Here is a 15,567-nt window from a genome sequence, read left to right as displayed (position 1 = left end):
CTGAGGATAAACTTTTTCAACAATTTGTTCTCCACTAAGGACAAGTTGGTTTCTCATCATTCACCTTCCAATTCATATACAAGGTCTTGTCCAGCTCTGGAAATCCTAATAATTCAGACTTAACCTTCAAGACTAATGGTGATGCATTTTCTTCTGTGATTTTCTGAATATTCACCCAAATATATCCGAGTGAATCATTCGCACCATCAGAGACAGATTCCGAAATCGTAACCTGAGGTTCCTTCTCGTTGACCTCAATATCATAAAATGCCATGATATGGTGAACAGTAAAATTTGTTAACTCTTCCCTGACGAAAACATCGTAGATTCGAGGATTGGAATAGCTTCTAACAGTAAATCCTGTCTCTTCCATAACTTCTCTAATCAGCGTTTCCGTCAATCCTTCACCAAGTTGCTGACTGCCTCCGGGTAAATCATAACGATGTTGATAAGGGCCCCTCGTTTTTTCAATGCAGAGTAACTTCCCATTTTCAAAGCAAACAGCATAGACTCCAAAGTGTTTTTTGATTTCCATCAGATCCTCCTACTTCAAAGTCCAGCCACCATCCACTGTCAGGATTTGTCCTTGCATGGCGCTTGCTTTTCCACTTGCTAAGAAAAGGCTAAGAGCTGCTACTTCCTCTGGCTCAATCCAGCGCTTGATAGGCGTTTCACTAGCCACCCAGTCAGCCAGCCCACCTGGTTCAAAGTCGGCAGCAGTCATGCTCGTCTTGACAGCACCTGGAGCAATCCCAAAGACCTGAATTCCAGCTTCCGCATAGTCTAGAGCTAACTGCTTGGTAAATCCAGCCAAGGCATGCTTAGAGGAAGTATAGGCGTGTCCACCACCTCCTGCTAGGTTTGAAGCAATAGAACACATATTGATAATGATTCCCTTTTTACTTTCCAGCATTTGCGTCAAATAATGTCGTGTCATCTCAACAGGAGTCACATAGTTGATTTCAAAAATCTCTTGAATTTCATGGGCTGATTGTTCCAAAAGTGGTTTGTAATCATCCAAAACTCCCGCAGTATTGCACAAAACATCAACCTGAGGACACCAATCAAAAATAGGGTCTAAGCCCAAGGTCAAATCTCTCTGTAAAAAGTAGAAATCACCCTCTAAGAGTGGATTTTCACCTTGGTCAACTCCATATACTTGATAACCCTTCTCTAAAAAGAGTCGGGCTTGAGCAAGACCGATCCCTGAACTTACACCTGTAATGAGTACACATTTAGTCATTCACTTCTACCCAATCCGTCGCCAAAACATCACAAGGTGTCGGGCTCCACATGGAAAAACCTTCCCCTTCTCCAGACACGTTGATTAGAAAATAAGGCGTCACTTCAAGTGCAACCCCGTTTTGTTCGATAGTGTCAAAGAGTTGGACATAGTTTTCAGCCCCGCCCCAACCAGTTCGTACATATTTTTTCTTAGCCTTTAATCCCGGCAGGATTTCTTCAAATGTCATGTTGTTCTCCTTCAATTCTACATTCTTCATTTAATTATAACAAAAAACCGTTTTCCAACGGCTTTTTGACTGTGTATCTGCTAAATTCTTCCTACCACTGCAATCCGGCTTCTCTGATTTCTTTCTTAGAAGCGAATTTACCATTTGGTCTGTGCCATCTTCCGTTTTTATCTCTAAAGTAGCCACCTGAATTAGTTGATTGCGAGTTTGATTCTTGGCTTTCTTCCTTTTTTTGTGCGGCTTGATGAGCTTTTTCCTGTTCTTCTTTTGCTTTCTTTTCAGCTGCTTCTTTTTCTTCAGCCTCTTTCTTTGCTTTTTCCTCAGCTTCCTTCTTGGCTTTTTCCTCAGCTTCTTTCTTAGCTTTTTCTTCTTCGTTTTCTACTGTATTTTTAGCAGTACCGTCCAAGTAATTGATTTCCGCATTAGCTGAAACATTGTCTAAAACGACATGCGTCACTGAATACTGATCAACCTTTTCTTTACTAGCACCCAACTTGATTTCCAAGAGTTTGCCATTTTCATCTATTCCCACATACTGCAACTCAATCTGTCTAGGGATCAATTCATCTTTCTGATAGATTGGGGTCACCTTATAGTCAAGATAGTAGTTCGGATGATTGGCCAACCAAGAGTCCAATCGATTTTCATAGTAAAGCATGCTACTTTGGTTTTGATCATCTGTTCCAGAATAATTTCCAGCATTGAGCCAATTAGTCATAGGGACCAAGTTTTTCTTTTCATCATTCAATCCACTAAATTGGTACCCAATCAGATGGCCTCGACTCATCAGCCAAGCTTCTTTTTTACCATCACCATAAAAGAATTTATAGTTGTGCCATCCAACTGGATCATAAGTCAACTTAGGCTCTCTCTTTTCAGTTGGCTCATCGCTGTCCTTGAGTTGAATATGAGCACCCGTCGCGCGTGATTTGGAATCCAATTCCCCAAGTTCTAACTGCTTTTCATTTTTAAAAGGCAAGAGTCCAGCTTCTTTAAACAATTTTTCATCGAACTTGGCTTGCTTCTGTTCGACTTTTTCTTCTGGAACTGTTTGTTCTACCTTATGACCAGAACAAGCAACAAGCGTTGTTACTGAAAGTAAGGCAAGTGAAAGGGTGAGCAACTTTTTCATAAAAAACTCCTTTATTTTGTATAATAACTATATCAATTCTTCCTTTTACATTTTACTATCATTTTGCTAATTATTCAAGAATAAAGAGGCTGTTATTATCCTATTTTCTTCCTTTGTCCAAAAAAAACGATAACCACTTTGCAGTAGTTACCGTTGATTTTTTTGATTAGTCTTTCCCACCAAGTCTACTATTGATGGTCATCATGATGCTGGCTATTTTCTCACCCCAGTATGGATCAGAAGCATAGCGAACATTCATTCCGGTCGCCTTGTTTCCAAGGTGGTCTCTGCCGTAGTCGATGTAATTCTCACGAATCCACTTGGCTGCACCGAGAATTCCTTTGTCCACATTATCAAAGCTCTTGGCTGAGAGATATGGGCTCGTATCATAAGCCGCAATACCAAAGAAGTTATTCTTATCTCTGGCAATTTGACTGCGACCCCAAGCACTTTCAAGGGCACTATGGGCCATCAAGTAAAGGGCATTGACGCCATAACGTTCCTCAGCCTCTTTGAAAGTCGCTCCTTTACCTGCTAGAGGACTATCCTGCAAGTTCATCATCGAATACAGTTTATCCAATTCAGCTGCACTATAATTACTTGGTTCCCTCAAGTTTTTATAGAGGAAAGGATTTTTAATGGTAAAGCCATCAAAGTGTTCCCCGTCAGTTGAGTAGTACTTCTTACCAATAACCATAGCAGATGTGTGTGGAGCTACTTTGATACTCGTGTAAGGAGAGAGTTCATGGTAGAGGAATTTCCCATCACTAGTATAATGAGGGATAAACTCGCTTCCTTCATCCACTGCTGTCAAATCACTTTGATTCATATAGCCAGACAAGCCAGAAATCGAAACTGCAAGTCTGCCTCCTTTACGGGTCGAGCTGTCCAGTGAAACGATGCTTCCTTGGTTAATGTAACTCAAAATTTCTCCAGATGCACTATAGACATAAGCTGTGATAGGTTTTACCTTATAATACTTGGTTTTATCCGCAACATGCCATTTACCTGAGGCATCCAAGGTATGACCATCTACAGTTTCATTTTGTGCCATATAGCCACCTGATTTGAGATAGTACCAAGCTTGGTTAACTGAATCATAAATCAGCTCTTTTTCTGCCATCTTCCCATTCGACTTGAGGTAGAACCAATTATTCTTGTACCAAACCCACTCACTTGTGGCCATGTAGCCGCCTGATTTGAGATAATAGTAGCCATTATCCCAGACCCATTCTTTATTGGCGTAATTTCCATCAGCCTTAATATAGAACCAAGAGTTATATTTCTTATCAAAGAGCCAGCCCTTTCCTGCTTTTGCTCCGCTGGTCGTCACATAACTGCGGTCAATCCAAGTTTCTGTAGAAAGGTAGCCGCCTGATTTGAAATGGTAATCCTTGCCTTTAATGGTTTTCCAACCTTTTTCAGCATAGGTTCCGTCCTCTTTCAGGTAGAACCAAGACTGGTAATTTTTATCAAAGAGCCACTCTGATTTTAGCTTGGCACCACTCTTAGCAACATAGAAGCGGTCAATCCAACTTTCTGTAGAAAGATAGCCACCTGATTTGAAATGGTAATCTTTTCCATCAATTGTTTGCCAGCCTTTTTCTACATAGTCGCCTTCGGCATTGAGATAGAACCATGATTCGTAATTTTTATCAAAAATCCAGCTTGTTTTTGCCTTATGGCCACGTGAAGTCACATAAGATTTTCCAAGCCAGGTATTTGTAGCCAGATAACCACCCCGTTTAAAATAATAATCTTTCCCATCAACCGTTTGCCAACCGTTTTCTGCGTAGTTGCCATCCGCTTTCAGATAGAACCAACTGCTATAGTTGGCATCATAGATCCAGGACTGTTTGACCTTATTTCCTTTATCAGATAGGTAGTGAGAGCCATGCCAGGTATTTTTTAAGATTTTCCCTTGAGAATTGACATAGTACTGATCTTCACCTTGAGTGATCCACTCATCTTTGGCCATCTTGCCATCTTCTTTAAAGTAATATTTTTCCTGTCCTTGACTAATCCACTCGTTTTTGGCTCTCTGACCATCAGCCTTGAGGTAAAGCCAACTCTGTCCTTCTTGGTCAAAAAGCCACTGGTCCTTAGCCTTGGCACCATTAGCATTTACATAATATTGGTTGACCCAAGTATTTGTAGCCAAGATTCCATTAGCATCAAAGTAGTAGTCCTTACCAGCAATAGTCAACCAACCGTTTTCCGCACGTTGACCATCTTCTTTAAGATAAAACCACTTCTGATGCGTTTGGTCAAAAAGCCATTGCTTGGTGGCTGGTTTCCCGTCTGCTTTGAGGTAGGTCTTTCCTTGCCACGTTCCCTCTTCTGCTTTTGCTGTCTCCACTACAGTAAAAAAACACCCCAATAAGCCAGCACTTACTAGGGCCACTTTCCATCGTTTCATTTAAATGCTCCAATAACGTTTTCTAATCCCTATTGTAACATAGTTAACAGACGGAAATATTACAAATTGATGAAGATTCTGTTTCTTGTTGACGATAAGGAAGGTCTAGCTTATCTCAGACTGGCTTTGACTTCCTTACGGAGATCTTCCAAACTGCTAATGCCGTATTTGTCCATGACTTTTGGTAGATGTTCGATGATGTCAGGACAGGCATAAGGATTGGTAAAGTTGGCTGTTCCAACTCCGATGGCAGAGGCACCAGCCAGATACATTTCTAGCGCAGCTTCAGCAGAATCCACTCCCCCCATTCCAATGATGGGAAGGTCTGTTGTTTGAGCTACTTGTCGGATGAGTTTGAGGGCTACTGGAAAAACTGCTGGACCTGACATTCCACCTGTACCATTGGCTAGGATTGGTTTTCTTGTTTTGAGGTCAAAGCGCATACCGACTAGAGTATTGATCATGGTTAGCCCACTTGCTCCCGCATCTTCTGCGGCTTTGGCGATGGTGACAATATCCGTCACGCTAGGGGTTAACTTGACATAGACTGGCACATCAGAGGCTTCCACAGCTGCTTTTACCACTTCATAAGCTAGATCAGGATCTTGCCCAATCAAAAGCCCATGATTGCCGTGATCCACATTCGGACAAGAGATATTGAGCTCAATCGCTTTTACATTGACTGCCTTGGAAATTCCTCGAGAAACTGCAGCGTACTCTTGTTTTGAAAAGCCTGCAACATTGGCGATGATTGGAAGCGTAGGATACTCTCTTTCCAGCCAAGGCAACTTTTCAGCTAAAACAGCTTCTAAACCCGGATTTTGCAGACCGATTGCATTGAGCATGCCAGCAGGTGTTTCTGCCACCCTTGGAGTTGGATTGCCAAAACGGGGTTCAAGGGTTGTCGCCTTAATCATAATAGAGCCTAAAAGATCTAAATCATAGTACTTGGCATACTCTTGACCAAAACCAAAACAGCCTGATGCTGGTATGATGGGATTTTTCAAATCCAAGCCTGGTAGAGAAACTTGTAAACGTTTGTTAGTCATAACCCTCTCCTTATAATACAACTGTTCCTGTGCGGAAAACAGGACCATCTTCACAGACGCGTTGGCTGACCGTATCACTTTCTGGCACTTTTAGAACGCAGGCATAGCAGGCCCCCATCCCGCATGCCATACGAGATTCCAGAGATAGATAGGCTCTTGGGTGATCATAAAATCTTTGATTGATATACTTCATCATTCCAGGCGCTCCACATGAGTAAACAGCCTCAAATTGACTGTCTAAGTCATTGATGACAACTGACACATTTCCCTTGATACCATAAGAACCATCATCTGTCGTAACAAAAACCTGACCATATTGGGCCAATTCGGTTTCAAGAATAACAGCATCCTTATTGGCAAAACCGAGGACTGTCACTACTTTCACCCCACGCGCATGCAATTCCTTGGCTACTTCGAGCAAGGGTGGAACACCAATCCCACCACCAACGAGGAGAACTTGGCTCTGGTCGTCAAGGTCAGACAAGTCAAAACCATTTCCCTGAGGTCCCATCACATCAAGACTATCACCCTGACTTAAGGTTGAAAAAATAGCGGTCCCAGCCCCCTCAATCCGATAAATGAGGCGACACTGCTTCTTAGTCTTGTCAATAGACGAAATTGAAATAGGACGACGCAAGAGATGGGCATCGTCAGGCACGCGCAGATGGAGAAATTGGCCTGCTCGCATAGCTTCAACCATTTCCCCTTCTAGGACTAATTCAAAGATTGCTGGAGCGATTTCCTCTTGTGCAACCACCTTCATGGTTTCCAAACGAATCGCACCCATACGCTTCTTACATGTGGGATTCATGATTTTCCTCCTTAAATTTTAAGGGGACCAGATAAAGAAAAGACCTTGCTATTGCAAGGTCTCAGTCGAGATAGGATAGAACTCATGGACACACCTAAAAAGTCTCCACAGAGAGTCCCCTATCCCTTTTATCTGACACCTTGTGAGTCTCTCTGGACTCCCCTTAAAGGTTAAATTTGTATTAGTATACTCTTTCAAAGTAAAAAAGTCAAGTAGAAAACGAACATTCTACTTGACTGTACTGGATTATTTTTCACGAATCACTTCGACCTTGTAGCCATCAGGATCCTTGACAAAGTAATAGTTTGGTGGGTTTCCAGGTAGGCCTTTTGGCTCTGTAACCTCATAGCCTTTGTTGCTATGTTCTTGATGAAGTGCCTCAAGGTCAGGTGTACTGAGGGCGATATGGGCAAAGCCGTCTCCTACCACATAAGGGCCGTGGTCATAGTTATAGGTCAATTCCAACTCGTAGTCATCACCATCAAGTCCTAGATAGACAATCGTGAAGGCATAATCTGGGAAATCCTTACGACGCAACTCTTTAAAACCAAAAGCATCTTGATAGAATGCGATTGATTTTTCAAGATTTTCTACTCGCAAGCAAGTGTGTAGCATTTTTGAAGCCATTTTCATTACCTCTTTCATTTGAATAGTTCCATTATACCTTTATTCAGAAAAATTTACTAGGAACTTGAACTAGAGTCCTCTTCTCTACTCTTTCATTCTAAGCAGCACTTTTACGATTTTCCTTGCGTATATTGCGAATAAGGAAAAGCAGGATAAGGACAAAGAGTCCCTCGAGGAAGTAGAAAGCAAATTCGCTATTCAAGATTAACAGGTCTTTTTCAAAATAAACTTTGCTAAAATCAGGGATAAGTGCGAATAGGATTCGGAACAGTCTTCTTAGGAAAATAAAGATCTGCAATCCATAAATCATAAAGACCTTCTTTACACCAATCATGAAGCCTTGTTCCTTTGTAAAATAAGACAAGGCAATTCCATTTAACAAGAGGACAACTGTTATGGTCAGAGTCTCATTTCGTAGAATATACGGATTAAAGATCTCTAAACGACTGTGAACGAATGGCAACATTTGAAAGAGTAGAATTCCCAAGATTGCTGGAAGGAGAATTTTTTTCAGAGATGGTGGAAATCCAGGACTAAATCGTGTAAATGACAAACAAATCACAAGGATTACAAAAATATGGAAGTACATCATTGCAACTCCGGAAATGATCTGGCTTCGATTTACCAAAGCGGATAAGAAGCCAGCAGAAAGAAAGATACCGATAGGAATCAGCTTATCCAAAGAATAATCCCACTTCAGCCCTTGACTCACCTGGAAGCCATCGATAAGACAGAAAAATGTAATGAACATAAGGGCACCAATGAGACCAAACGGTAAGAATGGAAGGACGAGGAGCAATAGCAAGATGAATAGGAACCATGGATGGGGACTATGGTAGAATTTTCGTTTTGAACCCCTAGCTGTCACTCCTTCCTCAATCGGTGTTTGCCTTAATTTTAGCATATAGACGTAAAAGAGAGACAACATACCAGCATGGACCCAAGAATTATAAATAGGTTGCTCTAGAACACTGAGTATCAAACTCACAATCGTAAATAGGCTAAAGAAAAACTGAAGGAACTTATTTTTGAAGACCTGTCTTTTTTTCCAATTCAAATAAGATAACTTGACCTTTGGATGACAAAGTTCATAGGCATAGGCTGTCATCTCTTCTAGTTTCTGGTCTGTCTCTTCCGTCATCATTTGGCTAGCCATTTTAGAAGTAGGAAAAGGAGTTAAAACATATCTCAAGAGCTCCCCGTCTGTAAACCGATGGTACTCCTTATAGATCTGTTGAAGCAAAACCGTTAGAATGCGTGGTCTTCCTTTAAAGTAGCTTTTCCACTTCTCCCAATTATTGATATCTTCATCACTCTTGGTGAGCTTATCAATATAGAGATAACCTTCATTGTACCAGTAGTCAAAATTTTCTTTTTTATCTAGTGCGTACTCCTCTACCACAGAAGGATAAGACTGGACACTCTTCCAGAAATGAAGCTTTTTCAGATATGGATTTGCTTCCTCATCACTGTAACGCTCTACAAATTGGAGAACGAGGGCTAACACTTTCGCATTGGTTAAAGGATAGACGTCCACCTTTTCTAACAAATCAAGTAGGAGCGTGTGATCTTTGACTGTTTCAAAAAGATATTGCCAATCACGTAACAGTTTGTATTCGTCTTGATAGCGAGCATGGAGCAGTTCATAAAAGGCTGCCTCAACTTCATCTGGATTATCTAGAGCGTAGTGACTAAAGTCAACGTTTTCTCCAAATTCTTCTTTTAGTTGCTCTAAGTAATGAACCAAGTCATCCAAGAGTGGATAATCCTCTTCATACATGACTTGTCGGTTTTTTTCAAGGATATAGGTTAAAACAGGAACGCTTTTGATTATTTGACGATTCTGATTTACTTGATCCAAGACCATAAAGGCCAAATAGGGGTGCTTGAAAAACTCTATCCAAGAACTTAATTGATTTGCTTTGTTAGAATCTTGAAGAATTTCTTGGCAAAGTTGATAGGAATAAGAGAATTGTTCAGTGGCTTCTTGTGCGCTTTCAAGTGAACTTCCTTCCTCTTCTGCTATATCTCTTTTAACTTGCCAGTACTTGAGTTTATAGTAATATCCCCAGTATCGAAAGTCAGGTACATAGTCTTCCAGCAAAGGAATGACGATAGAAAATTGCTCCGATTTGTTGAAAATATAAACATCCATTTCCTCTAAAACGGATTGAACAATATCCATATCATACTGATACTGACTAAAGAACTGACGCCATAGATGTTCTTGTTCCTCTAGGTTATAGTCATCATTCCCAACAATACTTTCAATCGCATTTCGAATTAAATAGGCTGCTTCATTATAACTACTAAAGTCAAGGGTGGACTTTGGCTCATCCTCTTCTGCTTTAAAAGTTTCAAAGTTAAAGGAATCGCTGGTTTTATCAGTTGATTGCTGATAATCACTGAAATCAAGACTAGATCTTTCAGACTCTTCGTTCTCAGTTTTCGTTTCTTCAGTCAAGTTTTCAAAGTTGAGACTAGAATTAGGCTTTCCATTTGCCTCTTCTTCAAGTTCAGTAGCTTCTTTAGAGTCACTCGCTTTTCTTAGTCTATTTTCTGGTCTCGCTTTTCTAGACCTCGCATAAGTCAAGGCCTCTTGGTATGCTTCAACAATTTCTTGGTAAATTTCTGGTTGGTCTTCTGGGTGATAGAGGCGAACCAGTTCAGCATAACGTCTTCTAATAAGCTTGACGTCAGTTGTTGGCTCTATCCCTAAAGTTTCCCATATATTCATAACGTCTCCTCTTCTACAGTCCTCGCTCTAGGAACTCTAGGTAGTTTGAAAATGATTGATAGAGTTTAGGTAGGTGGTACATAGAAGCTTGCTTTACTTCTTCTTCAAATTGTCTAGTTGATGCCATCAGTTCTTCCCTTCTTCTTCCTAAAAGCATACTGTAAAGACGATTTGCTTTCTCCATCAAGAATCGGTAAACCTCTGTTTCTTGAGCATTGATCTTATAGCGAGACAATTCTGCTTGCTTAACCTTGATTTCCTTTTCTGTCAGGGTAATGCTATCTTGGAGAATAACATGACTAAAAACTTCCTGCGTGGAATCAATTTTCACTTCGACATCCAAAATTCCATTTAAATCATAGGTGAAACGAACTGTTAAACTTTCTTTTTCGCGAGTATTCACAGGTACGGGAACTTCTAATTCACCTAAGAAGAGGTTTTGTGAAGTCTTCATCATCTCACCTTGATAAACCTTTATCTTGACTTGGCTCTGTCCCAATTCAGCAGTATAATACTGCTCAATGCGTGAAGCAGGTAGGGTGGAATTTCGCTCGATAATCGGCGAAAAACGATCTCCAACTATCTCAATCCCTAGTGTAAAAGGACAAATATCAGACAGCAACAAATCACGTATCTCACCCTTCCGTTCTTTTATTCCCGCTAAAAGGGCACAACCTCTCGCAATCATCCGATCGGGATCATCAGATACCTGAACCATTTGATTGATACAGTAGGATAAAAAGTCCTGAACCAAGCGGAGTTTTGAAGTCCCCCCAACAAGAACAAAGTTATCAGATGATACATAGCTATAACGTGCATCCATTAAGGCACGGTCCAAAACGGTCTTAACACGGGCTAGCAGAGGTTGACAAAGCTCATAAAAACGCTGGTAGCTCAAGTCTAGAGTGTATTCCTGATCTTGGTCCAGAACTGTCATCTTCACTTCTTCTTTACTATTGAGTTCTAGCTTAGTCTTTTCAGCCTGTACCAGAATTTTGCTATAAAATTCTCGGGAAATCGTATCCTTGGTTAATTGATTGGAGACTAAAAATTCCTCAGCAATAGCTGCAGTGAAGTCTTCTCCTCCCAAACGATTGTCCCCTGCAATCGACACGATTTCGACAATGTTATCAAAAAGCTCTACAACTGAAATGTCAAGAGTACCACCACCAAAATCGACTACAATAAAAGATTGATCTTCTTGATTTACCATAGACCTTTTAGCTAGTGCAGCTGCGGAAGGTTCATTGATAATCCGATCAATCTGAACTCCAGCAAATTTTCCTGCTAGTTTGGTCGCATAGCGTTGAGAATCGTTGAAATAGGCTGGTACACTGACAATCACTTCCTCGACCTTTTCTCCAAGATAGGTCTCTGCATCATCTACCAACTTTCGAATGATAAAGGAGCTTAATTCTTCAGCCTTATATGCTCGATTTCCTAGCGTCAACTCATGTTTAGTCCCCATAAAACGCTTGAACTGAGAAACCGTCTTGTCTGGGTGGGTCACCAAGCGTTCCTTGGCAATTTTTCCAACTATAATCTCATCATTGTCATCCAAAGCTACAACAGAAGGAGTTAAATACTCACCAAAAGCATTGGGAATCAGCTTAACCTGGCCATCTTGATAAACCCCTACCAAAGAATTTGTCGTTCCTAAATCAATACCTACTATCATCTTCTTCTAACTCCAAATCTTTTAGATATTCCTATTATACAAGAAATATCCTATTTTCTTTGAAATAATCTGTGATTTACTCTCTAAAATAGAAAATCATTTATGGTAAATAAAAAAGTTTCATCCTACTCCAGCGGTAAAAACCACGAGAGTAAGAATGAAACAGTTGATTATTATTTACCAAGTTTTGCTTTAGCTGCATCTGCAAGAGCTGTGAAAGCTGCTGCATCGTTAACAGCCAAGTCAGCAAGCATTTTACGGTTAACTTCGATTTCAGCCAATTTCAAACCATGCATCAATTGTGAGTATGAAAGTCCGTTCAAACGAGCTGCCGCATTGATACGAGTGATCCACAATTTACGGAAGTCACGTTTTTTCTGACGACGGTCACGGTATGCATAGTAGTAAGAGTTCATTACTTGTTCTTTTGCAGTACGGAACAAGATGTGTTTAGCTCCATAGTAACCTTTTGCTAATTTAAGAATACGTTTACGACGTTTGCGTGATACAACGCCACCTTTAACACGTGCCATGTTTTATTTCCTCCAAATATTTCCTAGAATTGTTTACTTACTGTTAGGCTATTATTTCAAGCGAGTAAGCATTGCTTTGATACGTTTGAAATCTCCTGAATGCACCATAGATGCTTTACGAAGATGACGACGTTGTTTCTTAGTTTTTCCGTGGAAACGGTGAGAAGTGTAAGCACGGAAACGTTTAAGTCCACCAGAACCTGTACGTTTGAAACGTTTAGCTGATGCGCGGTGTGTTTTTTGTTTTGGCATGATTTTTTCTCCTTTATTTAACTTTCTGACAATTATTTTTTGTCAGTTGCTGGCGCCAACTGCATGAACATTTGGCGTCCATCCATCTTAGCTCGTTGTTCGATGATCGCAATATCTTGTGTTGCTTCAGCAAACTCGGCTAAAACTTTTGCACCAATCTCTTTATGGGTGATCATACGCCCTTTAAAGCGAATGGATACCTTAACTTTATTTCCTTTTTCAAGGAACTTGCGTGCATTGCGAAGTTTTGTGTCAAAGTCACCCTTGTCAATGGTTGGACTCAGACGAACTTCTTTCACAGTAACAACACTTTGTTTTTTACGTTGTTCTTTTTGCTTTTTCTGGTACTCAAATTTGAACTTACCGTAGTCCATAATTTTAGCAACAGGTGGTTTTGCTTGGGGTTGAATCAATACTAAGTCAACATTTGCACTATCAGCCAATGCTTGCGCTTCGCTGAGTGGCTTGATGCCTAGCTGTTCTCCCTCAAGACCGATCAAGCGAACTTCACGTACACGAATTTCATCATTGATGAATAAGTCTTGCTTTGCTATGGTTTTCACCTCTTTTTTATTATTAGAGAAAAACAAGAGCGGGCCCGTAATGATACAAGCCCGCACGTTATGATAGCGTTTCTTAGAAACTTTTCATCCGTAGGGCCAGGCAACTTGATGTCACAAGGCGAGAAGCTCTCACTTCTGCTTTTCTCAACTTTTATATGATACCAAGTTTTCTATTCCTTGTCAAGATAAAAAGTCATTTTTTCAAAAAACTTTCTGTTTTCTTCTTGATGTCTGCATCAAAAAGAGAGAACCTAGTTGGTTCCCTCTCTATGTTATTTTTCCCCTCATCTTCCGTATAGGAATGCTAAGACCTATTAACAACTTCCTTTTTACGTGAACTTCCCCATCTTTCGATAAATAGAATCCCCACTAACAAAAGGATAATCAGGCAAGGAAGTAAGACCATTCCCATGCTCCAATTCAGATTGACATTATCAATCTGTTTAGGTAATCTTCCAGATAAAATCTCTACTGAACGCAAGTAAGTAAAGGGAATCAGATGTGCAATCCTTTGAAGAGGCTGAATCGTTTGGATACCAAACAACAAGCCAACAATTCCAATGAGTGAAAGAAAGAGGACAGGCATTTTTTGCTTGAAAAAGTAAGCAATCAAGTACACAACTTCCACAATGACGATAAAGGCTAAGAAAGCTAAGAACAAGCTAGGAAATAACACATCTTGTATCTTTCCAATAGTTACTTCTTGATTTGTTAAGCTATATATCGGGTAGGGATAATCTAACTGTCCAAAACCACTTATCAGACTTCCCACTAGGAAAGAAAATCCACAGATTCCGATAAACAGCACGGTTACATAACTCATCCCAACTCCAAGAGAGGACAGGGCAAATGTCACTTTTGAAAAAGGATATAACTGAGCTGTATCGAGATGATTTTGATATCTTTCTGCGAACAGTTGTGTTAGCATAAAAATAATACCAATCACAAACAAGCTTGGGATGATAGCCTCTAAAATCCAGACAATCTGATCAATCCCGTGGGTCGGATATTCTAAATTGTGGGCTTTTATATTCAAGGGATACAGGGCTTGGTAAATCTTCCGTTGGCGGTCGCTCGCCATTTTTAATTCAGAGCTAGAAGTCGGTTGATTTGACATAACTTCATAATTCTTCTCTTCATCTTGCCACTGCAAATAGTAGGCTTCTTTCCAACGTCCTTCTTTTAACAAAGCCAGAATTTCTTTCTTTTGAGTCAAAAGATTTTTTTGCGAGTCTAAATTACTTTTAACAATCTGGTATTCCTCCGAGCTGGTGTCAGACATTTGGGAAAGCTTCACTTCATTTTCATTGATGATTCTCTCATCTTTTACAAGACGAGTTTCCAACTCGCTCTCCAAGCTGTGTGAGTTTGCAGTCTGGCTATTAAAATAAAAGGTAACACCGAGTACAGATACAAATAAAGCTAAGACAATCCAATTTAAGCGACTTTTAAAAACTTTTTTCAATAAAAATAGACTAACATCTTTCATAAACTAAACCTCTTCTATCTGTCCCTGACGAATGGTTACTATTCTATCGCAGACATCAACCAACTCTTCCTTATAGTGGGAACTTAAAAGAACCAGCTGCTCTTGTCTATCGATTTGTGCCAGTCTATCAAAAAATTTCTGTCGATAATACTCATCTAAGCCATTTGTAATCTCATCCATGAGCCAACATTTCGCCTGACTAAGAAAATACATGGCAATCACCAAGCGTTGCTTCATCCCTAAGGAATACTTGCGGATGGGAAGACTGATATAGTCAGCCATTTCCCAGTAGGCGATTTCATCCCTCAAGTTTAGGTCTGACTTCCAGATGTTTTTTATGAGACGAAGGTAGTCCATCCCACTTAAGTTTCCATCCAGCCATTCAACGCTCTCATAATAAAATAAAGAAGGAGGAACTGCGATGTGTCCACTACTAAGGGGAAGCAACTTGCTCATAGCTCGGAATAGTGTCGTCTTTCCCGAGCCATTGATAGCAAGAAGGCCATAAATCCTGCCCTTTTTAAAGGTGAAATCAACATCTTGCAAGATGACTTGTCGTGTTTTTAAGGTAACATGAGTAAGAGTTATCATATACAGCCCTCCTTTTTTCACTCTTTAACGATTGATAGTTTCCTGTCTAGTAGTTAATGACCTCATAGCGAACATAATGCCAATCGGACCAACTTTATAGTCATTATAGAGCAATAAGCAGACCATCTTGAAATATTTACATATTTATGTCCGTGGTAATTCATACTATACTTCCAAACAGTATTCCAATCATACCGATAACTTTTAGTAACTG

Annotated in this window: 15 protein-coding genes and 1 other annotated feature; all 15 genes read right to left on the bottom strand. The window is 40.2% G+C overall.

Annotation, left to right across the window (positions count from 1 at the left end):
• Nucleotides 1-34: 34 nt before the first annotated feature.
• Complete coding sequence (locus tag SORDD24_RS07085; RefSeq protein ID WP_061409045.1) at nt 35-535, bottom strand: NUDIX hydrolase; 501 nt, start codon at nt 533-535, stop codon at nt 35-37.
• 9 nt (nt 536-544) lie between these two features.
• The gene (locus tag SORDD24_RS07080) at nt 545-1,243 is read right to left on the bottom strand and encodes a 3-oxoacyl-ACP reductase (RefSeq protein ID WP_061409042.1); all 699 of its coding nucleotides are present in this window, start codon (nt 1,241-1,243) and stop codon (nt 545-547) included.
• Entirely contained in the window at nt 1,236-1,472 is a 237-nt protein-coding gene (locus SORDD24_RS07075) for a DUF2829 domain-containing protein (protein ID WP_000141914.1), read from the bottom strand. The genes SORDD24_RS07080 and SORDD24_RS07075 overlap by 8 nt, the downstream gene beginning before the upstream one ends.
• 91 nt (nt 1,473-1,563) lie before the next feature.
• Complete coding sequence (locus SORDD24_RS07070; RefSeq protein ID WP_061409039.1) at nt 1,564-2,604, bottom strand: DNA/RNA non-specific endonuclease; 1,041 nt, start codon at nt 2,602-2,604, stop codon at nt 1,564-1,566.
• A gap of 166 nt (nt 2,605-2,770) precedes the next feature.
• Complete coding sequence (locus SORDD24_RS07065) at nt 2,771-5,023, bottom strand: glucosaminidase domain-containing protein (protein WP_081103540.1); 2,253 nt, start codon at nt 5,021-5,023, stop codon at nt 2,771-2,773.
• Between the two features lie 110 nt (nt 5,024-5,133).
• Nucleotides 5,134-6,120: a dihydroorotate dehydrogenase gene (locus SORDD24_RS07060; protein ID WP_196757279.1), complete on the bottom strand. Its 987-nt coding sequence runs from the start codon at nt 6,118-6,120 to the stop codon at nt 5,134-5,136.
• Nucleotides 6,083-6,883 (bottom strand): dihydroorotate dehydrogenase electron transfer subunit, encoded by an 801-nt coding sequence (locus SORDD24_RS07055; protein WP_061409033.1) that lies wholly within the window; start codon nt 6,881-6,883, stop codon nt 6,083-6,085. Before SORDD24_RS07055 ends, SORDD24_RS07060 begins: the two co-directional genes overlap by 38 nt.
• 246 nt (nt 6,884-7,129) lie before the next feature.
• Complete coding sequence (locus tag SORDD24_RS07050; RefSeq protein WP_042902591.1) at nt 7,130-7,510, bottom strand: lactoylglutathione lyase; 381 nt, start codon at nt 7,508-7,510, stop codon at nt 7,130-7,132.
• Between the two features lie 97 nt (nt 7,511-7,607).
• Nucleotides 7,608-10,247, bottom strand: coding sequence for a J domain-containing protein (locus SORDD24_RS07045; RefSeq protein WP_061409030.1), 2,640 nt, complete (start codon nt 10,245-10,247; stop codon nt 7,608-7,610).
• A gap of 13 nt (nt 10,248-10,260) precedes the next feature.
• A complete protein-coding gene (locus SORDD24_RS07040) occupies nt 10,261-11,925 on the bottom strand; it encodes a molecular chaperone HscC (RefSeq protein WP_061409026.1) in 1,665 nt (554 codons plus the stop codon).
• A gap of 173 nt (nt 11,926-12,098) precedes the next feature.
• Complete coding sequence (gene rplT / locus SORDD24_RS07035; protein WP_000124830.1) at nt 12,099-12,458, bottom strand: 50S ribosomal protein L20; 360 nt, start codon at nt 12,456-12,458, stop codon at nt 12,099-12,101.
• 51 nt (nt 12,459-12,509) lie between these two features.
• Nucleotides 12,510-12,710, bottom strand: coding sequence for a 50S ribosomal protein L35 (gene rpmI / locus SORDD24_RS07030; protein WP_001125942.1), 201 nt, complete (start codon nt 12,708-12,710; stop codon nt 12,510-12,512).
• Nucleotides 12,711-12,742: 32 nt separating this feature from the next.
• The gene (gene infC, locus SORDD24_RS07025) at nt 12,743-13,273 is read right to left on the bottom strand and encodes a translation initiation factor IF-3 (protein ID WP_000848184.1); all 531 of its coding nucleotides are present in this window, start codon (nt 13,271-13,273) and stop codon (nt 12,743-12,745) included.
• A 15-nt stretch (nt 13,274-13,288) separates the two neighbouring features.
• Nucleotides 13,289-13,420: a sequence feature (ribosomal protein L20 leader region), on the bottom strand.
• A 157-nt stretch (nt 13,421-13,577) separates the two neighbouring features.
• Nucleotides 13,578-14,762: a hypothetical protein gene (locus SORDD24_RS07020; protein ID WP_061409023.1), complete on the bottom strand. Its 1,185-nt coding sequence runs from the start codon at nt 14,760-14,762 to the stop codon at nt 13,578-13,580.
• A gap of 3 nt (nt 14,763-14,765) precedes the next feature.
• Nucleotides 14,766-15,353, bottom strand: a complete 588-nt coding sequence (locus SORDD24_RS07015; protein ID WP_061409020.1) for an ABC transporter ATP-binding protein — start codon at nt 15,351-15,353, stop codon at nt 14,766-14,768.
• Nucleotides 15,354-15,567: the final 214 nt, after the last annotated feature.

The organism is Streptococcus oralis (assembly GCF_001579175.1).
Taxonomy (GTDB): Bacteria; Bacillota; Bacilli; order Lactobacillales; family Streptococcaceae; genus Streptococcus; species Streptococcus oralis_O.
The sequence above is the reverse complement of the archived record's forward strand: the minus strand, read 5'-3'. Positions and strand labels throughout refer to the sequence as shown.